The organism is Streptomyces sp. NPDC018964 (assembly GCF_044390325.1).
In the GTDB taxonomy this organism is placed as follows: domain Bacteria; phylum Actinomycetota; class Actinomycetes; order Streptomycetales; family Streptomycetaceae; genus Streptomyces.
Genome location: NZ_JBIRYZ010000011.1, coordinates 261,595 through 283,466 on the forward strand (window position 1 = coordinate 261,595; position 21,872 = coordinate 283,466).

Annotated in this window: 16 protein-coding genes; 8 read left to right on the forward strand and 8 right to left on the reverse strand. The window is 70.9% G+C overall.

Annotated features, from left to right (window positions below; genetic code table 11):
* Positions 1 to 52 precede the first annotated feature (52 nt).
* From ACH5AO_RS21225 to ACH5AO_RS21250, 6 genes are all read right to left on the reverse strand, one after another.
* Complete coding sequence (locus tag ACH5AO_RS21225) at positions 53 to 763, reverse strand: DUF3618 domain-containing protein (protein WP_398926830.1); 711 nt, start codon at positions 761 to 763, stop codon at positions 53 to 55.
* A complete protein-coding gene (locus ACH5AO_RS21230; protein ID WP_398926832.1) occupies positions 739 to 1,158 on the reverse strand; it encodes a phage holin family protein in 420 nt (139 codons plus the stop codon). The genes ACH5AO_RS21225 and ACH5AO_RS21230 overlap by 25 nt, the downstream gene beginning before the upstream one ends.
* A gap of 10 nt (positions 1,159 to 1,168) precedes the next feature.
* Positions 1,169 to 1,807, reverse strand: a complete 639-nt coding sequence (locus ACH5AO_RS21235; RefSeq protein WP_398926834.1) for a hypothetical protein — start codon at positions 1,805 to 1,807, stop codon at positions 1,169 to 1,171.
* A 359-nt stretch (positions 1,808 to 2,166) separates the two neighbouring features.
* Complete coding sequence (locus ACH5AO_RS21240) at positions 2,167 to 2,607, reverse strand: PIN domain-containing protein (protein ID WP_398926836.1); 441 nt, start codon at positions 2,605 to 2,607, stop codon at positions 2,167 to 2,169.
* Positions 2,604 to 2,855, reverse strand: coding sequence for a type II toxin-antitoxin system Phd/YefM family antitoxin (locus ACH5AO_RS21245; RefSeq protein ID WP_398926838.1), 252 nt, complete (start codon positions 2,853 to 2,855; stop codon positions 2,604 to 2,606). The genes ACH5AO_RS21240 and ACH5AO_RS21245 overlap by 4 nt, the downstream gene beginning before the upstream one ends.
* A 17-nt stretch (positions 2,856 to 2,872) precedes the next feature.
* Positions 2,873 to 3,313: a VOC family protein gene (locus tag ACH5AO_RS21250; protein WP_398926841.1), complete on the reverse strand. Its 441-nt coding sequence runs from the start codon at positions 3,311 to 3,313 to the stop codon at positions 2,873 to 2,875.
* Positions 3,314 to 3,554: 241 nt separating this feature from the next.
* On the opposite strand from ACH5AO_RS21250, the gene ACH5AO_RS21255 reads away from it, so the two are divergent.
* Entirely contained in the window at positions 3,555 to 6,554 is a 3,000-nt protein-coding gene (locus ACH5AO_RS21255) for a bifunctional [glutamine synthetase] adenylyltransferase/[glutamine synthetase]-adenylyl-L-tyrosine phosphorylase (protein ID WP_398926843.1), read from the forward strand.
* A 7-nt stretch (positions 6,555 to 6,561) separates the two neighbouring features.
* Here ACH5AO_RS21255 and ACH5AO_RS21260 read toward each other — a convergent pair whose 3' ends face one another.
* Positions 6,562 to 7,431: a phosphatase PAP2 family protein gene (locus ACH5AO_RS21260; protein WP_398926845.1), complete on the reverse strand. Its 870-nt coding sequence runs from the start codon at positions 7,429 to 7,431 to the stop codon at positions 6,562 to 6,564.
* 119 nt (positions 7,432 to 7,550) lie between these two features.
* Positions 7,551 to 8,597, reverse strand: coding sequence for a LacI family DNA-binding transcriptional regulator (locus ACH5AO_RS21265; RefSeq protein WP_398926847.1), 1,047 nt, complete (start codon positions 8,595 to 8,597; stop codon positions 7,551 to 7,553).
* Between the two features lie 432 nt (positions 8,598 to 9,029).
* Here ACH5AO_RS21265 and ACH5AO_RS21270 point away from each other — a divergent pair, with 432 nt between their 5' ends.
* The 7 genes from ACH5AO_RS21270 to ACH5AO_RS21300 all read left to right on the forward strand — a co-directional run bounded on the left by ACH5AO_RS21270 (position 9,030) and on the right by ACH5AO_RS21300 (position 21,773).
* Entirely contained in the window at positions 9,030 to 10,301 is a 1,272-nt protein-coding gene (locus ACH5AO_RS21270) for an extracellular solute-binding protein (RefSeq protein WP_398926849.1), read from the forward strand.
* 97 nt (positions 10,302 to 10,398) lie between these two features.
* Entirely contained in the window at positions 10,399 to 11,403 is a 1,005-nt protein-coding gene (locus ACH5AO_RS21275) for a carbohydrate ABC transporter permease (RefSeq protein ID WP_398926851.1), read from the forward strand.
* A gap of 13 nt (positions 11,404 to 11,416) precedes the next feature.
* Positions 11,417 to 12,328, forward strand: a complete 912-nt coding sequence (locus ACH5AO_RS21280) for a sugar ABC transporter permease (RefSeq protein ID WP_398926853.1) — start codon at positions 11,417 to 11,419, stop codon at positions 12,326 to 12,328.
* A 184-nt stretch (positions 12,329 to 12,512) separates the two neighbouring features.
* Entirely contained in the window at positions 12,513 to 14,201 is a 1,689-nt protein-coding gene (locus ACH5AO_RS21285; protein ID WP_398926855.1) for a glycoside hydrolase family 13 protein, read from the forward strand.
* A 166-nt stretch (positions 14,202 to 14,367) separates the two neighbouring features.
* Positions 14,368 to 15,741, forward strand: coding sequence for an alpha-amylase family protein (locus ACH5AO_RS21290; RefSeq protein ID WP_398926857.1), 1,374 nt, complete (start codon positions 14,368 to 14,370; stop codon positions 15,739 to 15,741).
* Between the two features lie 208 nt (positions 15,742 to 15,949).
* Entirely contained in the window at positions 15,950 to 21,361 is a 5,412-nt protein-coding gene (pulA, locus tag ACH5AO_RS21295; RefSeq protein ID WP_398926859.1) for a pullulanase-type alpha-1,6-glucosidase, read from the forward strand.
* 55 nt (positions 21,362 to 21,416) lie between these two features.
* Positions 21,417 to 21,773, forward strand: a complete 357-nt coding sequence (locus ACH5AO_RS21300; protein ID WP_398926861.1) for a 5-carboxymethyl-2-hydroxymuconate Delta-isomerase — start codon at positions 21,417 to 21,419, stop codon at positions 21,771 to 21,773.
* Positions 21,774 to 21,872: the final 99 nt, after the last annotated feature.

The following is a 21,872-nucleotide window of genomic DNA, read 5'->3' on the forward strand; positions in this document are numbered from 1 at the left end:
AAGCCCTGCCTCCGTGCCCGTGCGGGCGCCGGAGGCAGGGCCGCCGCGTCGCTCACCCGGGTCCGGAGCGGCGGCCGGCCTCGTCCTTGAGGGCGCGGCCGGATTCCTTGGCCTGGTCGGTGACCTGGCCGGCCTGGTCGCGGGCCTCGTCCTGGGTGGTGCGGGCCGCCTGCTGCGCGGTGTCCTTCACCTCCGCGGCCGCGCTCTGCGCGGCCTCCCTGGCGTCCTCCTTCAGGTGCTGCGCGGACTCGGTGGCGGCCTGCCTGACCGGCTCCAGCGCCTCGGCGCCGCGCTCCATCAGCTCGGACGCCTTCTGCTGCTCCTTCTCGGAGGCGGGCACCATCGAGGCGGCCAGCAGGCCGACGCCGAAGGCGACCAGGCCGGCGGCGATCGGGTTGCCCTGTGTCTGGCGGCGGGCCATCTCGGGCGTCTGCTGGACGGCCTGTTCCGCCTGACCGGCGACCTCGCGCGCCGAGTCGGCCGCGCGTTCGGCGCCCTCCTGCACCGAGCCGGCCGCCGAGCCCGCCGCCGACTGCACCGAGCCGACCGCCGACCGGGCGGTGTCGGCGACACCGTGCGCCGTGTACGAGGCGGTGCCCATGACGCGGTCACGGACGCCCGACACCGTGCGGCGCATCCTCGCCTTGCGGCGGCGGGCCATGCGGCGCGGGCTGGCCCGGTCGGCGAGCCGGTCCACGTCCGCGGACAGCTGATTGCGGGTGGCCGCTATCTCGGCCCTCATTTGGTCGGGTGACGTGCCCATTCCGCGTCCTCCTTCAAGGTCTGGACGGTGCGCTCGGGCTTCGGCGAGACGGTGCGCATCCTCGCGCGGCCCTTCTGGTACAGCACGGCCGCGGCGACGGCCCACAGCGCGGCGACGATCAGCGCGGCCCAGCCGTCGTCCATCGCGTCGGCCAGACCGAACATGGCCGCCAGCGACAGGAACAGCAGGACCATGTAGCCGGCGAAGCCGGCACCGCCGTACATGCCGGCCGCCTTGCCCGCCTTGGTTCCTTCCTCCTTGACCTCGGCCTTGGCCAGCTCCACCTCCTGACGGAAGAGGACCTGGAGGTCGGAGGTCACCCGGGACAGCAGCTCACCCGCGGACCGTTCCCCTTCGTACGGCTCGGTCGAGCGGGCCCGGGACAGTGGCGACATCGTGGCCATCTCACGCCTCCGGGAAGGGGCGGCCCGGCGTGCCGAGGCTCGGCGGAGCGGACGGCGCGGGCGGTGCGGTCCCCGGCGGGGGAGCGGCCGGCAGGGCCTCGGAGGCCGGGGCCGGGGTGACCCGCCGCTGCCCGTCCCCGTCCCCGCCGGCCCGGGACGCCGTCTGCGTCACCTTCGCCAGGCGGCCGACGGCCAGTCCGGTCAGCAGCGCGCCGCCGAGGAAGGCGCCGGGGCGGCGCCGGGCGAAGCCCTGGAGGTCGGCGACGAGGCCTTCGACCCCCTGCCGCTCCAGATAGTCGGCCATCCGCTGTCCCTTGTCGCCGGCCCTGGCCGCCAGACCCCGGGCGGGCGAATCGTGCTCGGCGTGCGCGGCCAGGTTCGAGAAGTCGTTCGCCCACTGCCGCAGCGTGCCGGCCGCCCGCCGGGTCTGCCCGTCGGCCTCGTCGATCGCGCGGGTGCGCAGGTCCTCGATGACCGTGCCGGCCTGCTGCCGCGCCTCACCCACGACGGTCCGGGCCTGTTCCGCCGCGGTCCCCGCGACCTGGCCGGCGGCCTGCCTGGCCTGTCCGGCCGTCGCGGAGGTCTCTGCCTTGACCTTGTCTCCGGTGCTCCCGGATCCGGTTCGTACGGACTCACTCATCGGCGACTTCCCCTCATCGGATGTGCTGGGTGCGGCTCCTGCTCCCTGCGGGCCGGCCGGTGCATGCCGGAGGCCTGCGCCGGTCAGCACACGAAGCCGCCCTTAACACAACGGGTCGCCATTTGTCCTGGAATGACACGTGATGAAGGGATCGGATATCGGGAGTGGGGGTGGGCAGCACCCGTCTGCCTCCCGCAGGGGAGTGCCGGAGACGGAGACGATCCGCGAGGGCGTCCCACCGGACCGCCTCGGCATATCGCGTCCGGGAGGAGCGCGAGCGCCGGCACCGGGACGACGTGACGTGACCGAGATCTCCGCCTCCGGACGGCGACGCCTTCGGCACCGTCGTCCGGGGAGCGCTACAGATCGTCGGGCAGGAGCCGGAACGCCTTGTGTCCGGTCAGCGGTCGGATCATGCGGAAGCGCAGGTCCGAGGTGAACATGACGCCGGTGTGGTAGGCCGCGGCCAGGGCGACGTTCATCGCGTCCGTGAGCCCGACGCCCTTGCCCCCGTCCGTGTACCCCTCCGCGACGGCGATGGCGGAACTCAGGTGGGCGCTCAAGGGCGGTACTTCGAACCGGCGGGTGGCCACATTGCGTTCCACGAACCGGGCGGCCACGAGGGCCTTCTCGGCGCCGGCCCTGGTGGCGATGAGGCAGTCCAGTTCGGCCAGGACCATGGGAGAGATGACGAGGTGGCTGATGGAGGCCAGGGACTTCCTGTGTGCCTCATGGCCGGACAGCCTGGGGTCCAGCAGGCGGTACAGCGCGTTCGTGTCGGCGATGGCGATGAGGCTCACGTTCCCATCCCCTTGAGCGTTTCCTCGATCTCGTCGTCGTCGAGGTCGGGCAGCCCCAGGTCGGGAAGGTCGAGATCCCCCATGGGGTCCGTGGGGTAGGCGGGGACGTCTTCCTCCGTGATCGGTATCACGCGGGCGACGGCGACACCGTTCTTGGTGACCGTGACGGTCTCTCCGCGCGCAGCCGCGGCGAGAATCCGGGAAGACCTCTGATTGAATTCACGGGCCGTAGTCTCTATGTAGTACAAGTTACTACTTGTGTGTTCTACGCCCCCGCGAGATCCCCCAGCACCTTGTGCAGCGGTTCCGCCGCCCGCCGCTGGTACTCCTGGACCGACCAGCCGTTGCCGTCCGGGTCCGTGAAGTACATGAAGGTCGCGCCGTCCGCGTCGGCGTACCGGACCGGTTCGGAGACGTCCAGGCCCCGGGCGGTCAGTTCCGCGTGGGCCGCCCCGATGTCGGCGACGCAGAGCTGGAGCCCCTGGTAGGAACCGGGGACCGGGGTGGGGCCGGGGCTCATCTCCCAGATGCTGTCGCCCAGCGCGATCGAGCAGCCGGAGCCGGGCGGGGTGAGCTGGACGATGCGCATGCCCGGCATGACCTCCTGGTCGATGTCGACGTGGAAGCCGACCTTGTCCCGGTAGAAGTCCCTGGCGCGGTCGATGTCGCTCACCGGGAGCGGGATCACTTCGAGGGTCATGTCCATGGAACAGCGACTCCTTCGTCGGCGTATCGGCTGCGCGTCGCCCGGACCGTCACCCGGTCCGGCGGGACGGCTGCCCCCACCGAATCCGAAAAACGTCCGCCGCGCCACCGAAACGCCGACACCGGCATGTCTCACCGCGCCCCGGGCCAGGGTCCCGTACTCCGGATAGGGTCATGTCCGTACGACCCTGATCCGGGGCATGTGCGGCGGGCACAGCCACGAGGCACGAGGGAGGCCGGGGATGACGTCGGCGCCGGGGCGCAGGAGCAGTACCTTCACGCGACTGCTGCGGCACGGCTTCACCGATCCGTCCGCCGCCGAGCGGCTGCTCGACAGCGCCGGACTCACGCTCGTGCGCAACGACCCCGTGCTGCTGGACGCCCTCGGCGCCACCGCCGACCCCGACCTCGCGCTCCAGGGACTCGTACGGCTGCTGGAGGCACAGGACGGAGCCACCGCCCGCCAGGAACTGCTGGACACGCTGATAGCCGCCAAGCCGCTGCGGGACCGGCTGCTCGGCGTGCTCGGCGCGTCCGAGGCGCTCGCCGACCACCTGGCCCGGCACCCCGGCGACTGGCAGACCCTCGTCACCTACGAGCCGCGCGACCTGCACCCGGGCCTCGAGGAGTTCGAACGGGGCCTCGCCGGGGCCGACGACCCGGTCTCGCTGCGCGTCGCCTACCGGCGCTGCCTGCTGTCCATCGCCGCCCGTGACGTCTGCGGCACCATCGAGGTCGCCCAGACCGCCGCCGAGCTCGCCGACCTCGCCACCGCCACCCTGCGCGCCGCCCTCACCCTCGCCCGGGCCGCCGCGCCCGAGGACGCCGCCCTGTGCCGGCTCGCGGTGATCGCGCTGGGCAAGTGCGGCGGACACGAGCTGAACTACGTCTCCGACGTCGACGTCGTCTTCGTCGGCGAGGCGGTGGACGGAGCCGACGAGGACAAGGCGCTGCGCGCCGCGACCCGGCTCGCCGCGCACCTGATGCGGATCTGCTCCGAGACCACCGTCGAGGGCTCCATCTGGCCCGTCGACGCCAACCTGCGCCCCGAGGGCCGCAACGGACCGCTGGTGCGCACCCTCGCCTCCCACCTCGCCTACTACCAGCGCTGGGCCAAGACCTGGGAGTTCCAGGCGCTGCTCAAGGCCCGCCCGGTCGCCGGCGACCCCGCGCTCGGCGAGGAGTACGTCGCCGCGCTCCAGCCGCTGGTGTGGCAGGCCGCCGAGCGGGAGAACTTCGTCGCCGACGTGCAGAAGATGCGCCGCCGGGTGGTGGAGAACATCCCCGCCGCCGAGATCGACCGCCAGCTGAAACTGGGCCCGGGCGGCCTCAGGGACGTCGAGTTCGCGGTGCAGCTGCTCCAGCTGGTGCACGGCCGCTCCGACGCCTCGCTGCGCAGCGGCACCACCCTCGACGCGCTGAAGGCCCTCGCCGCCGGCGGCTACGTCGGCCGCGCGGACGCCGCCCAGCTCGACGACGCCTACCGCTTCCTGCGCTCCATGGAGCACCGCATCCAGCTCCACCGGCTGCGCCGCACCCACCTCGTCCCCGAGGACGAGGCCGACCTGCGCCGCCTGGGCCGCTCCCTGGAGCTGCGCACCGACCCGGTCGCCACCCTGCTCAGGGAGTGGAAGCGGCACGCCTCCGTCGTACGGCGGCTGCACGAGAAGCTGTTCTACCGGCCACTGCTGGACGCCGTCGCCGCGCTCGCCCCCGGCGAGGCCCGGCTCAGCGCCGAGGCCGCGCGGGAGCGGCTGATCGCGCTCGGGTACGCCGATCCGGCCGCCGCGCTGCGCCACCTGGAGGCGCTGGCGTCCGGTGTCACCCGCAAGGCCGCCATCCAGCGCACCCTGCTGCCGGTGCTGCTCGGCTGGTTCGCGGACTCCGCCGACCCGGACGCCGGCCTGCTCGCCTTCCGCAAGGTCTCCGACGCGCTCGGCAAGACGCCCTGGTACCTGCGGCTGCTGCGCGACGAGGGCGCCGCCGCCGAGAACCTGGCCCGCGTACTGTCGGCCGGACGGCTCGCCCCCGACCTGCTGATGCGCGCCCCCGAGGCGGTGGCGCTGCTCGGTGACGGGGGCGGCGGGCTCGAACCGCGCTCCCGCGCCCATCTGGAGCAGGAGATGCTCGCCGCCGTCCGCCGCGCCGACAACGCCGTCCAGGGCGTCACGGCCGCCCGCGGGGTGCGCCGCCGCGAACTGTTCCGCACGTCCGCCGCCGACATCGTCGGCTCCTACGGCACCGAGTCGCAGCCCGCCGAGGCCGACCAGGGCGCCCTGGTGGACCTGGTGGGCGGCGCGGTGTCCGACCTGACGGCCGCCACCCTCGCCGGCACGCTCCGCGCGGTGGTCCGCGAGGGCTGGGGGGACACCCTCCCCACCCGGTTCGCGATCATCGGCATGGGCCGCTTCGGCGGGCACGAGCTGGGCTACGGCTCCGACGCGGACGTCCTGTTCGTACACGAACCGCGCGACGGCGTGGACGAGCGGGAGGCCGCGGAGGCTGCCAACAAGGTGGTCGCCGAGATGCGCCGCCTGCTGCAGGTACCGAGCGCCGACCCGCCCCTGATCGTCGACGCCGACCTGCGCCCGGAGGGCAAGTCGGGGCCGCTGGTGCGCACCCTCAGGTCGTACGAGGCGTACTACCGCCGCTGGTCGCTGGCGTGGGAGCGGCACGCGCTGCTGCGCGCCGAGCCCGTCGCCGGGGACGAGGACCTGGGCCGCCGCTTCACCGAGCTGATCGACCCGCTGCGCTATCCGGCCGCCGGGCTCGGCGAGGAGGCCGTCCGGGAGATCCGGCGGCTGAAGGCCCGCATGGAGTCCGAGCGGCTGCCGCGCGGCGCAGACCCCAAGCTGCACGCCAAGCTCGGTCCGGGCGGACTGTCCGACGTGGAGTGGACCGTGCAGCTGCTCCAGCTGCGGCACGGCGCGCGGGAGCCGGGCCTGCGCACCACCCGCACGCGGCAGGCGCTGGCCGCCGCCCGCGCGGCCGGACTGATCTCCGAGGACGACGCCGCCGTCCTCGACGAGGCCTGGGTGCTCGCCACCCGCGTGCGCAACGCGGTGATGCTGGTCCGGGGCCGGGCCGGGGACACCTTCCCCACCGTGCCCCGCGAACTGGGCGCCGTCGGCCGCTACCTGGGCTACGGCCCCGGTCACGCCGGCGACATGCTCGACGCGTACCGGCGTACGGCCCGGCGGGCGCGAAGTGTGGTGGAGGAGCTGTTCTACGGGGGGTCGTGACCCCGGGTCATCCCTGCTTCGGCACCGGAACCCGGGCGGGCCCCGGTTCCTCCGGTACGGCCGGCCGCCGCGGCAGGGCGTACGGCTGCCGGCCGTACCAGACCAGGGCGACGCCGTAGCCGAAGGCCAGGCAGAGGACGCCGCCCACCGCGTCCAGCCAGAAGTGGTTGGCGGTGGCGACGATGACCACCAGCGTGGCCACCGGGTATATCAGGCCCAGCACCCGCACCCACGGGACGGCGGCCAGCGCGAAGATCGTCAGACCGCACCAGAGCGACCAGCCGATGTGCATCGACGGCATCGCGGCGTACTGGTTCGACATGTTCTTCAGGTCGCCGGAGGCCATCGACCCCCACGTGTGGTGGACCAGGACGGTGTCGACGAAGTCCTGGCCGTTCATCAGCCGGGGCGGGGCGAGCGGATACAGGTAGTAGCCGACGAGGGCGATGCCCGTGGTGGTGAAGAGGACCAGGCGGGTCGCCGCATAGCGGCCGGGATGACCACGGTAGAGCCACACCAGGACACCCAGCGTCACCACGAAGTGCAGGGTGGCGTAGTAGTAGTTCATGCCGACGACGAGCCAGGTCACCGAGTTCACGGCATGGTTGACGGACTCCTCGACGGCGAGGCCCAGCTGCTGCTCGAGCCGCCAGATCCAGTCGGCGTTGCGCAGCGCCTCGGCCCGCTGTTCCGGCACGGCGTTGCGCACGAGCGAGTACGTCCAGTAACTCACCGCGATCAGCAGGATCTCGAACCACAGTCGGGGCCGGCGTGGTACGCGCAGCCGGCGCAGGCGGTCCGGCCCCGTCTCCTCCGCGACGGGGCGCGCTGCGGCCTCTTCCCGGCCTTCCAGCGTTGTCACCGTCGTGTCACCCATGGGCCAGAGTCTGCCAGAAAAGAACCTCCGGTCAGATCATCCTCCGGTCGGGTCCGACCCGCACGCGCTCCCCCGGGGGCAGGCCCGCTCCTTCCTCCTGTGGCAGTGCGCCCAAGGCCCTACTCTCCACCCTGGGGACGATTCCGGTCCCCAGGGGCCGAAGCGGTCGAACCGCGCACCACCAGTTCCGGCATGAACACGAACTCGCTGTGCGGCGCGGGCGTCCCGCCGATCTCCTCCAGCAGCGTGCGCACCGCGGCCTGGCCCATCGCCGGGACCGGCTTGCGGACCGTGGTCAGCGGCGGGTCGGTGAAGGCGATCAGCGGGGAGTCGTCGAAGCCGACCACCGAGATGTCCTTCGGCACGTCCAGACCGCGCTGCCGGGCCGCCCGTATCGCACCCAGCGCCATCATGTCGCTCGCGCACACCACCGCCGTGCAGTCGCGGTCCATCAGCGCGGTGGCGGCGGCCTGGCCGCCCTCCAGCGTGTACAGCGAGTGCTGGACCAGCTCCGTCTCGACCGTCTCGGCGCTCAGCCCCAGTTGCTCCTGCACGCTGCGCACGAAGCCCTCGATCTTGCGCTGCACCGGCACGAACCGCTTCGGCCCGAGCGCCAGCCCGATCCGGGTGTGGCCGAGGGAGACGAGGTGGGTGACGGCGAGCGCCATCGCGGCCCGGTCGTCGGGGGAGATGAACGGCGCCTGCACCTTCGGCGAGAAACCGTCCACGAGCACGAACGGCACGCCCTGCGCCCGCAGCCGCTCGTAGCGCTGGGTGTCGGCGGTGGTGTCGGCGTGCAGCCCGGAGACGTAGATGATGCCGGCCACGCCGCGGTCCACGAGCATCTCGGTGAGCTCGTCCTCCGTCGACCCGCCCGGGGTCTGGGTGGCGAGCACCGGCGTGTAGCCCTGGCGGGTCAGCGCCTGCCCGATGACCTGGGCCAGCGCCGGGAAGATCGGGTTCTCCAGCTCCGGGGTGATCAGACCGACCAGGCCCTCGCTGCGCTGCCGCAGCCGCACCGGACGCTCGTAGCCGAGGACGTCGAGGGCGGCGAGCACGGACTGGCGGGTGGTGGCGGCGACGCCCGGCTTGCCGTTGAGGACGCGGCTGACGGTCGCCTCGCTCACCCCCGCCTGGGCAGCGATATCGGCAAGGCGTGTGGTCACAGGAGGGGACTGTAGCCGCCGGTTCTCCCCTTGCGCACCGATCGGACGCCTGGTGCGCGCGGCGCGCGCCGTCGAACGGCCCGCTGCGGGCTGCTGGGTCATCGCGGTCCTCAAGTCGTGGTCGGCGTCCGGTCCGCAAGCGATGATTCCCCCGGCGGCAACGGATGGCAAGTGCTTGCAGAGTCTTGCACAACCGTCCGAACCCCCGTCGTACGGGCGGAAACCCGGGTCGCCGGGCGGTCGGGAACAGGTCACGGCGGCATAACTCTCGGCGGTGCTTGCAAAACTTTTCTGCAAGGTCTTTCGGAAAAGTTCCGGCGCTGTTACGTTCACGTCGCCCGGCGGCGGCAACGGCGCGGTCGGCAAGTTCGCAGGACGGCATGACGGGGCCGCACCTGCACCACACGGGCTTTCACCCTCAAGGAGAACCTCATGCGGCGTGGCATAGCGGCCACCGCGCTGGTGGCGTCCCTCGCCCTCGCGGCGACGGCCTGCGGCGGAGACAGCGACAGCGGCGACTCGGCCGGCGGCCCGGTCACCATCACCTGGTGGGACACCTCCAACGCGACCAACGAGGCACCGACCTACCAGGCCCTGGTCAAGGAGTTCGAGGCCGCCCACAAGGACATCAAGGTCGAGTACGTCAACGTCCCCTTCGACCAGGCGCAGAACAAGTTCGACACCGCCGCCGGTTCCAAGGGCGCCCCCGACGTGCTGCGCTCCGAGGTCGGCTGGACCCCCGCCTTCGCCAAGAACAGCTTCCTCCTCCCGCTGGACGGCACCGAGGCCCTCGCCGAGCAGGACAAGTTCAAGCCCAACCTGATCGAGCAGGCCAAGTACGAGGGCAAGACCTACGGCGTCCCGCTGGTCACCGACACCCTCGCCTTCGTCTACAACAAGGCCCTGTTCGAGAAGGCCGGCGTCGAGGCCCCCAAGACCTGGGACGACCTGAAGAAGGCCGCCGCCACCATCAAGGACAAGACCGGCGTCGACGGCTACTGGGGCTCCACCGCGGGCTACTACGCCCAGCCGTTCCTGTACGGCGAGGGCACCGACATGGTCGACGCCGACGCCAAGAAGGTCACCGTGAGGTCGGCCGAGGCCCAGAAGGCGTACGGCGCCTGGCTGGACCTCTTCGACGGCAAGGGCCTGCACAAGGCCGACGTGACCGCCGACGCCTACGCGCACATCCAGGACGCGTTCATCAACGGCAAGGTCGCCTCGATCATCCAGGGCCCGTGGGAGATCACCAACTTCTACAAGGGTTCCGCGTTCAAGGACAAGAACAACCTCGGCATCGTCACCGTCCCGGCCGGCTCCACCGGCACGGCGGGCGCCCCGACCGGCGGCCACAACCTCTCCGTCTACGCCGGCTCCAGCGAGGACAAGCAGGCCGCCGCGCTGAAGTTCGTGAAGTTCATGACCTCGGCCAAGGCGCAGGAGACCATCGCGCTGAAGAACTCCACGCTGCCCACCCGCGACGACGCCTACACCGACCGGGTCAAGGCCGACCCGGGCATCGCCGGCTACCAGACGGTCCTCTCCGCCGCCCAGCCGCGCCCGGCCCTGCCCGAGTACAGCTCGCTGTGGGGTCCGCTGGACGACGAGCTCCCGCAGATCGCGAGCGGCAAGGAGTCCCTGGACAAGGGCCTCGGTGACGCGGAGACCGCGATCGCCAAGCTGGTGCCGGACTTCAGCAAGTAACGCCCGCGTGGCCGCCGGACCCGCTTCCAGGAGGGGAGGGTCCGGCGGCCGCCGGCCTGTGTGCCGTACCCCTTGACCATCCAGAAGGTGCCGAACCATGACAGTCGCCATCGACCGCGCGACCGGCAAGCGCCGCGGTGACCGCGCGCCCCGCCCCGGGCCGGCCGGACGCCTGAAGCGCAGTTTCCAGAAGCACTGGTACGCCTACGCCATGATCGCGCCGGTGGCCCTCGTGCTCGGCGTCATCGTGCTGTACCCCCTGGTGTACGGCTTCTACCTCACCCTCACCGACGCGGACAGCCTGAACTCGGCCCGCACCATCGGCGTCAACGAGATCGAGGCCACCTACAAGTTCGTCGGCATCGACAACTACGCCGACATCCTGTGGGGCGAGACCGCCTACGACCGCTTCTGGTCCAAGTTCCTCTGGACGATCGTGTGGACGGCCGCCTGCGTCGGCCTGCACTACGGCATCGGCCTGGGCCTGGCCCTGCTGCTCAACCAGAAGCTGCGCGGCCGCACCTTCTACCGGCTGGTCCTGATCCTGCCGTGGGCCGTGCCGACCTTCGTCACCGTCTTCGGCTGGCGCTTCATGCTCGCCGACGCCGGCATCGTCAACACCGCCCTGGACTCCCTCGGCCTGCCCACCCCGGCGTGGCTGGAGGACACCTTCTGGCAGCGGTTCGCCGCGATCATGGTGAACACCTGGTGCGGCGTGCCGTTCATGATGGTCTCCCTGCTCGGCGGGCTGCAGTCCATCGACGCCAGCCTGTACGAGGCGGCCGAGATGGACGGCGCGAACGCCTGGCAGCGGTTCCGCCACGTCACCCTGCCCGGCCTGCGCTCGGTCAGCTCCACCGTGGTCCTGCTCGGCGTCATCTGGACCTTCAACCAGTTCGCCGTCATCTTCCTGCTGTTCGGCAACACCGCCCCGGAGGCACAGATCCTCGTGACCTGGGCCTACCAGCTCGGCTTCGGGCAGCAGCCGCGCGAGTTCGCCGAGTCCGCGGCCTACGGCATGCTGCTGCTGGCCATCCTCGTCGTCTTCACCTCCTTCTACCGCCGCTGGCTGAACCGCGATGAGCGGCAGCTCGCGATCTGAGGCAGGAGTCCCCATGAGCACATCCACCGTCACCCCCACTGCTCCGGCGGACCGGCCTGCCGACGACAAGCCCCCGGCCCGCGCGTCGCGCCGACGCGGCGAGAGCGGCCCCCTGGCCCGTCTCACCACGCACGGCGTGCTGACCGTGGCGAGCCTGATCGCGCTGTTCCCGGTCGCCTGGCTGGTCTTCCTCTCCCTCGGCCCCGACAAGGACGACTATCTGCGCCCCGGCGGCATCTGGGGCAAGATGACGCTCGACAACTACGCGTTCGTGCTGCAGCACACGAACTTCTTCGACTGGCTGAAGAGCTCGCTGATCGTCTCGCTCGGCACCACGGTCATCGGCGTCCTGGTCGCCGCCACCACCGGCTACGCGGTCTCCCGCATGCGCTTCCCCGGCTACCGGAAGTTCATGTGGGTGCTGCTGCTCACCCAGATGTTCCCGGTGGCCGTCCTGATGGTCCCGATGTACCAGATCCTCTCGGACCTTCAGCTCGTCGACAGCTACCTCGGACTCGTCCTCGTCTACTGCTCGACGGCGGTTCCGTACTGCGCCTGGCTGATGAAGGGCTATTTCGACACCATTCCGTTCGAGATCGACGAAGCTGGAAGGGTCGACGGGCTGACCCCCTTCGGCACGTTCGCACGGCTGATCCTGCCGCTCTCCAAGCCCGGGCTGGCGGTCGCCGCGTTCTACAGCTTCATCACCGCGTTCGGCGAAGTCGCCTTCGCCACGACGTTCATGCTCGACGACGAGAAGTACACCCTCGCCGTCGGTCTGCAGAGCTTCGTCAGCGAGCACGACGCACAGCGCAACCTCATGGCCGCCACCGCGGTCCTGATCGCGATACCGGTCTCCGCGTTCTTCTACCTCGTGCAGAAGAACCTGGTGGCCGGCCTCACCGCCGGCGGCACGAAGGGCTGACCCCCTCCGTGGAACGACTCCCGCGCGCCTGACGTGCGCGGGTAGGCGGCCGCGGGTGTCCTCCCCCACTCTCGGCTTCGCTCGAGCGGGGGGACCCCCAGACCCCGCCGACCCCCGCGGCCGCCTCGTCTCCCCGCCGCCCGCCCTCACTCGCTTACCCGCCCGCACTCGTATCAAGGACGACATGAGCCAGCAGCACTCCGCCGCCCCGACCCCCACGACCGACGCGGCCGTCGCCACCGTCGCACGGCGTCGCGACTGGTGGCGGGACGCGGTCATCTACCAGGTGTACCCGCGCAGCTTCGCCGACAGCAACGGCGACGGCATGGGCGACCTGGAAGGCATCCGCTCCCGCCTGCCGTACCTGCGCGACCTCGGCGTGGACGCCGTGTGGCTCAGCCCCTTCTACGCCTCCCCGCAGGCCGACGCCGGCTACGACGTCGCCGACTACCGCGCCGTCGACCCCATGTTCGGCACCCTGCTCGACGCGGACGCGCTGATCCGCGACGCCCACGGCCTCGGCCTCCGGATCATCGTCGACCTGGTCCCGAACCACTCCTCCGACCAGCACGAATGGTTCAAGCGCGCCCTCGCCGAGGGCCCCGGCTCGCCCTCCCGCGACCGCTACCACTTCCGCCCCGGCAAGGGCGCGAACGGCGAGCTGCCGCCCAACGACTGGGAGTCGATCTTCGGCGGCCCGGCCTGGACCCGCGTCACCGAGCCCGACGGCACGCCCGGCGAGTGGTACCTGCACCTGTTCGCGCCCGAGCAGCCCGACTTCAACTGGGAGCACCCGGCGGTCGGTGACGAGTTCCGCTCCATCCTCCGCTTCTGGCTGGACATGGGCGTGGACGGCTTCCGCATCGACGTCGCCCACGGCATGGTGAAGGCGGAAGGCCTCCCCGACCTTGGATCCCACGAGCAGCTCAAGCTGTTGGGTAACGATGTCATGCCGTTCTTCGACCAGGACGGCGTCCACGACATCTACCGTCAGTGGCGGCTCATCCTCGACGAGTACAGCGGCGAGCGTATCTTCGTCGCCGAGGCCTGGACACCGACCGTCGAGCGCACCGCGAACTACGTCCGCCCCGACGAACTGCACCAGGCGTTCAACTTCCAGTACCTGGGCACCCACTGGGACGCGTCGGAACTGCGCGAGGTCATCGACCGCACCCTGGACGCCATGCGCCCGGTGGGCGCCCCCGCCACCTGGGTCCTGTCCAACCACGACGTCACCCGGCACGCCACCCGCTTCGCCAACCCGGCCGGCCTGGGCACCCAGATCCGTCTGGCCGGCGACCGCGAACTGGGCCTGCGCCGGGCGCGCGCGGCCACCCTGCTGATGCTGGCACTGCCCGGTTCGGCGTACGTCTACCAGGGCGAGGAGCTCGGCCTGCCGGACGTCGTGGACCTGCCGGACGAGGTGCGTCAGGACCCGGCGTACTTCCGGGGCGCGGGCCAGGACGGCTTCCGCGACGGTTGCCGCGTGCCGATCCCGTGGACGCGCACGGGTTCCTCGTACGGCTTCGGCGACGGCGGGAGCTGGCTGCCGCAGCCGGAGGAGTGGGGCGGGCTGAGCGTCGAGGCGCAGACCGGTGACCCCGGCTCGACCCTGGAGCTGTACCGCTCCGCGCTCGCCGTGCGCCGGGAGCAGGCCGACCTGGGCGCCGGCGACGCGGTGGAGTGGCTGCGCGCCCCCGAGGGCGTCCTCGCCTTCCGGCGCGGCGACTTCGTGTGCGTCGCCAACACCACGGGGGAGTCGGTGACCACCCCGTCGTACGGCCGTGTCCTGCTCGCCAGCGGTGAGGTGGAGGAGACGGCCGGCGAGGCGAAGGTGCCCGCCGACACCACCGTGTGGTGGACCACGGGCTGAGGGCCGGCTCGCAACTTTTTTCGTTCAAGTCGGTACGGCCCGCTGCCCTTTCGGGTGGCGGGCCTCTAACATCTGCGTTGCCGCAAGGTTGCTGAAGCTTTCTGCAAGAAGATTCAGCCTGCTCGAGCGGTATCCCCACACCCTTCGATGAAGAAGGTAATCCCACATGGCACGCAGAACCCTCGCCGTGGCCGCCGCGCTCGCGGCTGCCACGGTTGTCATGACCCCGACCGGGGCGCAGGCGTCCCCGCCCGGAAACAAGGACGTCACCGCCGTCCTGTTCGAGTGGAACTTCGCCTCGGTCGCCCGCGAGTGCACCACCACCCTCGGCCCCGCCGGATACGGATACGTCCAGGTCTCCCCGCCCGCCGAGCACATACAGGGCTCGCAGTGGTGGACGTCGTACCAGCCGGTCAGCTACCGGATCGCCGGACGGCTCGGCGACCGCGCCGCCTTCAAGAGCATGGTCGACACGTGTCACGCGGCCGGCGTGAAGGTCGTCGCCGACACGGTCATCAACCACATGTCCGCGGGCAGCGGCACCGGCACCGGCGGCTCGTCGTACATGAAGTACGACTACCCCGGCCTGTACTCCTCGTACGACTTCGACAACTGCACCTCACAGATCAACAACTACGGCGACCGCTGGAACGTCCAGAACTGCGAGCTGGTCGGCCTCGCCGACCTCGACACCGGCGAGGAGTACGTCCGCGGCGCCATCGCCCGGTACATGAACGACCTGCTGTCGCTGGGCGTGGACGGATTCCGCATCGACGCCGCCAAGCACATGCCGGCCGCAGACCTGGCCAACATCAAGTCCCGGCTGAGCAATCCGAACGCCTACTGGAAGCAGGAGGTCATCCACGGCGCCGGCGAGGCCGTCCAGCCCACCGAGTACACCGGCAACGGGGACGTCCAGGAGTTCCGGTACGCCTACGACCTCAAGCGGGTCTTCAACAACGAGAACCTCGCCTACCTGAAGAACTACGGCGAGGGCTGGGGCTACATGAACAGCTCCGTCTCCGGTGTCTTCGTCGACAACCACGACACCGAGCGCAACGGCTCCACCCTGAACTACAAGGACGGCGCCACCTACACCCTGGCCAACGTCTTCATGCTGGCCTGGCCCTACGGCGCCCCGGACATCAACTCCGGGTACGAGTTCTCCGACCACGACGCCGGACCGCCCAACGGCGGCCGGGTCGACGCCTGCTGGCAGAGCGGCTGGAAGTGCCAGCACAACTGGCCGGAGATCAGGTCCATGGTCGCCTTCCGCAACGCGACCCGGGGCCAGTCGGTCACCAACTGGTGGGACAACGGCGGCGACGCCATCGCCTTCGGGCGCGGAAGCAAGGGCTTCGTGGCCATCAACCACGAGTCCGGCTCCCTGACCCGCACCTACCAGACCTCCCTGGCCGCGGGGACGTACTGCGACGTCCAGAACAACACCACGGTCACCGTGAACGGTTCCGGACAGCTCACCGCCACCCTGGGCTCCCACACGGCCCTCGCGGTGTACGCCGGCAAGTCGTCCTGCTGAAGGCGCGCGGGCCGCGCCGCCGTTCACGGGGCGGCGGCGCGGCCCGCGTCCGCGTGCAAGTCCTTACCGTTACTTTCACAACCCTTGCTGTAAAGCTTTCAACGGCGATACGGTCACGCCGACGCTCCGGTGACGTGGCCGAAACAGGCCGTGCCGCGGCGTGCGGGGTCGGACCCGAATCGAGCCGTAAGCGCAAGGAGTTCTCGCCTTGATACCCAGATGGCCCGCGCCCCCGGGGCGCCGCACCGCGCGCGGCGGACGCGTCGCCGCCCTCACCGTGGCCGCGCTCGCCGCCGCCCTGGTGCAGCCGGTCGCCGCCAGTGCCGCGACCCCGCCCGCACCGCCCTCGGACGCGAAGCTCGCCACGTCGCCCGCACGGCACGACCTGACCCGCGAGCAGTTCTACTTCGTCCTGCCGGACCGTTTCGCCAACGGCGACGCGAAGAACGACCGCGGCGGACTGACCGGTTCCCGCCTCGCCGCCGGGTACGACCCCACCGACAAGGGCTTCTACCAGGGCGGTGACCTCAAGGGCCTGACGAAGAGGCTCGACTACATCAAGGGGCTCGGCACCACCGCCATCTGGATGGCGCCCATTTTCAAGAACCAGCCCGTGCAGGGGACGGGGGAGAACGCCTCCGCCGGCTACCACGGTTACTGGATCACCGACTTCACCCAGGTCGACCCGCACTTCGGCACCAACGACGACCTCGAGACCCTGATCGACGCGGCCCACAAAAAGGGCATGAAGGTCTTCTTCGACGTCATCACCAACCACACCGCCGACGTCGTCGACTACGAGGAGAAGTCCTACGGCTACCTCTCCAAGGGCGCCTTCCCCTACCTGACGAAGGACGGCGAGCCCTTCGACGACGCCGACTACGCCGACGGCTCCCGTAAGTTCCCGCGCGTCGACGAAGGCTCCTTCCCGCGCACCCCGGTGGTGCCCGCCGCGAAGAAGGACCTCAAGGTCCCGTCCTGGCTCAACGACCCGGACATGTACCACAACCGGGGCGACTCCACCTTCGCCGGCGAGTCCGCCGAGTACGGCGACTTCTCCGGCCTCGACGACCTGTGGACCGAGCGTCCCGAGGTCGTCGACGGCATGGAGAAGATCTACCAGCGGTGGGTGCGGGACTTCGACATCGACGGCTTCCGGATCGACACCGTGAAGCACGTCAACATGGAGTTCTGGACCCAGTGGGCCACCGCCCTGGACGCCTACGCGGCGAAGAAGGGCCGGGACGACTTCTTCATGTTCGGCGAGGTGTACTCCGCCGACACGGACGTCACCGCCCCGTACGTCACCCAGGGCCGCCTGGACGCCACGCTGGACTTCCCGTTCCAGGAGGCGGCGCGGCAGTACGTCTCGCAGGGCGGCAGCGCGAAGAAGCTCGCCTCGGTCTTCGGCGACGACCACAAGTACACGACCGACCGGGCCAACGCCTATGAGCAGGTCACCTTCCTCGGCAACCACGACATGGGCCGCTTCGGGACGTTCCTGACCCAGGACGACCCGGAGGCGTCCGAGGCGGAGCTGCTGAAGAAGGACGTGCTCGCCCACGAGCTGATGTTCCTCAGCCGCGGCAACCCGGTCGTCTACTACGGCGACGAGCAGGGCTTCACCGGCGCCGGCGGCGACAAGGACGCCCGCCAGACCCTGTTCGCCTCGCGTACGGCCGACTACCTCGACGACAACCTGATCGGCAGCGACCGCACCCACGCCGAGGACACCTACGACACGCGGGCACCGCTCTACCAGCGGATCAGTGCCCTCGCCAAGCTCCGCAAGGCCCACCCCGCTCTCACCGACGGCATCCAGCAGGAGCGGTACGCGGCCGACGGCGCGGGCGTCTACGCCTTCTCCCGCACCGGCACGGGCAAGGACACCACCGAGTACGTCGTCGCCTTCAACAACTCCGGCGAGGAACGGAAGGCCACCTTCGCGACCGGCTCCGCCCGGATGACGTTCAAGGGCCTCTACGGCACCGACGCCACCGTCACCAGCGACGCCGACAGGAAGATCACCGTCACCGTCCCGGCGGGCTCGGCGATCGTCCTCAAGGCGTCCGGCCCGCTCGCCGAGCCCGCCGCGAAGCCCACGGTCACCCTCGAGGCCCCCGAGGCGGGCGCCACCGGCACCGTCGAGGTCACCGCCGACGTCGAGGGCGGACAGCTCAACCGGGTCGTCTTCGCCGCCCAGACCGGCAACGGGAAGTGGCGGACGCTCGGCTCCGCCGACCACGCCCCCTACAAGGTCACCCACACCATCGGCGAGGACGTCCCCGCCGGCACCGCCCTGCGCTACAAGGCCGTCGTGATCGACTCGGCAGGCCGCACCGCGAGCGCCCTCGCCTCCTCCACCACCGGCACCCCGCCCGTAGAGGAGCCGCCCGCCGCCGCCTCCCGCGACTACGCGATCGTCCACTACAAGCGCACCGACGGCGACTACGACGACTGGGGCCTGTACGCCTGGGGCGACCTCGCCGACGGCGAGGCCACCGAGTGGCCGGACAGCCACCCCTTCACCGGCCGCGACGCCTACGGCGCCTTCGCGTACGTCAAGCTCAAGCCGGGCGCGTCCGACGTCGGCTTCCTCGTCATCGACGAGGACGGCGACAAGGACGTCGCCACCGACCGCACCATCGACGTCACCCGGCACGGCGAGATCTGGATCGAGCAGGGCGAGGAGACCGTCACCACCGAACGGCCCGACCACCCGGCCCAGGACACCACCAAGGCCGTACTGCACTACCACCGTGCCGACGGGAACTACGACGGCTGGGGCCTGCACACCTGGACCGGTGCCGCGCACCCCACCGACTGGTCGAAGCCCCTTCAGCCGGTGAAGACTGATGCCTATGGCGCTGTCTTCGAGGTGCCGCTCGCCGAGGGTGCCACCAGCCTCAGCTACATCCTCCACAAGGGCGACGAGAAGGACCTCCCCACCGACCAGTCGCTGGACCTCACGGCGAGCGGCCACGAGGTGTGGCTGTTGAGCGGCCAGGAGGACTACCTGCTGCCGCAGCCGGCCGGCTCGGCGGCGGCCCTCGACCTGGCCACCTCCAAGGCGGTCTGGATCGACCGGGACACCGTCGTCTGGGACGGCTCCGAGGCCGCCGCCTCCACCCAGCTCCTCGCCTCCCGCACCGGTTCCGTCACGGTGCAGGACGGGAAGCTGACCAGCGGGGACGCGCGCTGGCTCCGGCTGGCGAAGACGGACCTCACCGACGCCCAGAAGGCGAAGTACCCGCACCTCAAGGACGGCACCGCCTGGTCCGTCGACCCGCGTGACCGGGACCGCGTGCGCGAGGCCCTGCGCGGCCAGGTCGTCGCCACCCAGCGCACGGCCGACGGCGCCGTGCTCGCGGCGACCGGCGTGCAGATCGCGGGCGTCCTCGACGACCTCTACGCGGCCGGCGCCACCAGGGCGAAGCTCGGCCCGGTGTTCCGCCACGGCCGGCCCACCCTCTCCATGTGGGCGCCGACCGCGCAGGACGTCTCCCTGGAGATCGGCGACCGCACCGTCCGGATGCGCCGCGACGACGCCACCGGCGTCTGGTCCGTCACCGGCCCGCGCTCCTGGGAGGGCGAGGAGTACCGGTACCGGGTCAAGGTGTGGGCGCCGAGCACTCAGGAGATCACCACCAACACGGTCACCGACCCCTACTCGGTCGCCCTGACCACCGACTCCGAGCGCAGCCTCGTCGTTGACCTGGCCGACCGGTCCCTGAAGCCCCGCGACTGGTCGACGTACGACAAGCCGAAGGCCGTACCGCTCAAGGACGCCCAGATCCAGGAGCTGCACATCCGCGACTTCTCCGTCGCGGACCGCACGGCGAAGCACCCCGGCACCTACCTCGCCTTCACCGACCAGGACAGCGACGGCAGCAGGCACCTGCGCGAGCTGGCCGAGGCCGGCACCTCGTACGTGCACCTGCTGCCCGCGTTCGACATCGCCACCATCCCCGAGAGGAAGTCCGACCAGGCCACCGTCGACTGCGACCTCGCCTCCTACCCGGCCGACTCCGCCGAGCAGCAGGAGTGCGTGGCGAAGGCCGCCGCCAAGGACGCCTTCAACTGGGGTTACGACCCGTACCACTACACGGTCCCCGAGGGCTCCTACGCCACCGACCCGGACGGCACCGAGCGCACGGTCGAGTTCCGGAAGATGGTCAAGGCGCTCAACGAGGACGGCCTGCGGGTCGTGATGGACGTGGTCTACAACCACACCGCCGCGAGCGGCCAGGCGGAGACGAGCGTCCTGGACCGGATCGTGCCCGGCTACTACCAGCGGCTGCTGGCCGACGGCTCGGTCGCCACCAGCACCTGCTGTGCCAACACGGCCACCGAGAACGCCATGATGGGCAAGCTCGTCGTCGACTCGATCGTCACCTGGGCCAAGGAGTACAAGGTCGACGGGTTCCGCTTCGACCTCATGGGCCACCACCCGAAGGCCAACATCCTCGCGGTCAGGAAGGCCCTGGACGAGCTGACCCTCGCGAAGGACGGCGTCGACGGCAAGAAGATCATCCTCTACGGCGAGGGCTGGAACTTCGGCGAGATCGCCGACGACGCCCGCTTCGTGCAGGCCACGCAGAAGAACATGGCCGGCACCGGCATCGCCACCTTCTCCGACCGGGCCCGTGACGCCGTGCGCGGCGGCGGCCCCTTCGACGAGGACCCCGGCGTGCAGGGCTTCGCCTCCGGCCTCTACACCGACCCCAACTCCGCGGCGGACAACGGCACCGAGGCCGAGCAGAAGGCCCGCCTGCTGCACTACCAGGACCTGATCAAGGTGGGCCTGAGCGGCAACCTCGCCGACTACACCTTCACCGACACCAGCGGCAAGGAGGTCAAGGGCTCCCAGGTCGACTACAACGGCGCCCCCGCCGGCTACGCGGCCGCCCCCGGTGACGCCCTCGCCTACGCGGACGCCCACGACAACGAGTCGCTGTTCGACGCGCTCGCCTTCAAGCTGCCGAAGGACACGTCCGCCGACGACCGGGCCCGGATGCAGGTCCTCGCCATGGCGACGGCCACCCTCTCGCAGGGTCCGGCCCTCTCCCAGGCGGGCACCGACCTGCTGCGCTCCAAGTCCCTGGACCGCAACTCCTACGACAGCGGCGACTGGTTCAACGCCATCCACTGGAACTGCGCGGACGGCAACGGCTTCGGCCGCGGTCTGCCGCCGGCCGCCGACAACGAGGCCAAGTGGCCTTACGCCAAGCCCCTGCTCGGCACGGTGAAGGTCGGCTGCCCGCAGATCACCGGCGCCTCGGCCGCCTACCGGGACCTGCTGAGGATCCGTACGACGGAGCAGGCCTTCTCCCTCGACACGGCCGCCCAGGTGCGGTCCCGGCTCGCCTTCCCGCTCTCCGGGAAGGACGAGACGCCCGGCGTGATCACGATGACCCTCGGTGACCTGGTCGTCGTCTTCAACGCCACGCCGGAGCGGCAGGAGCAGAGGATCGCCGCGCTCGCCGGGACCGGCTACCGGCTGCACCCGGTGCAGGCGGCGGGCGGGGACGCGGTCGTGAAGACCTCGTCGTACGCGAAGGGGTCCGGCACGTTCACCGTCCCGGCGCGCACGGTCGCGGTGTTCACCACCGCCGGCTAGGCCCGTCGGGAGCTGCGGCTAGGGTGAGCCCTCCCGACCCGGATCAGGAGGGCTCATGCCGCAGATCACCGTCGACTACTCCGAGCGGCTGGCGGACGGTTTCGACCGGCCCGCCTTCGCGCGGGACCTGCACACCGCCGTGGTGGACATCGCGGCCGCCAAGCCGCCGGCGTGCAAGACGCGGTTCCGGCGGACCGAGGACGTCGTGGTCGGCCCCGACACCGACGGGCACGCCCTCGTGCACGTCCACATCGCCCTGCTGCCCGGCCGCACGGACGAGACCAAGGCCCGCCTCACCGAGACCGTCCTGGAACTGCTGCGGCAGTACGTGAAGCCGGCCGAGGGCGTGCGGCTGCACGCCTCCGCCGAGGTGCGCGACCTCGACGCCTCCTACCGCAAGTTCGAGGAGTAGGGGCCCGCTAGATGAATGAGTCCGATGTTTGTGCTGGCCGCGACCATGGCGAAGGGCGCCCGTTGGCTCGTGTGTGACTACCAGCCTGGACGCCCTTCT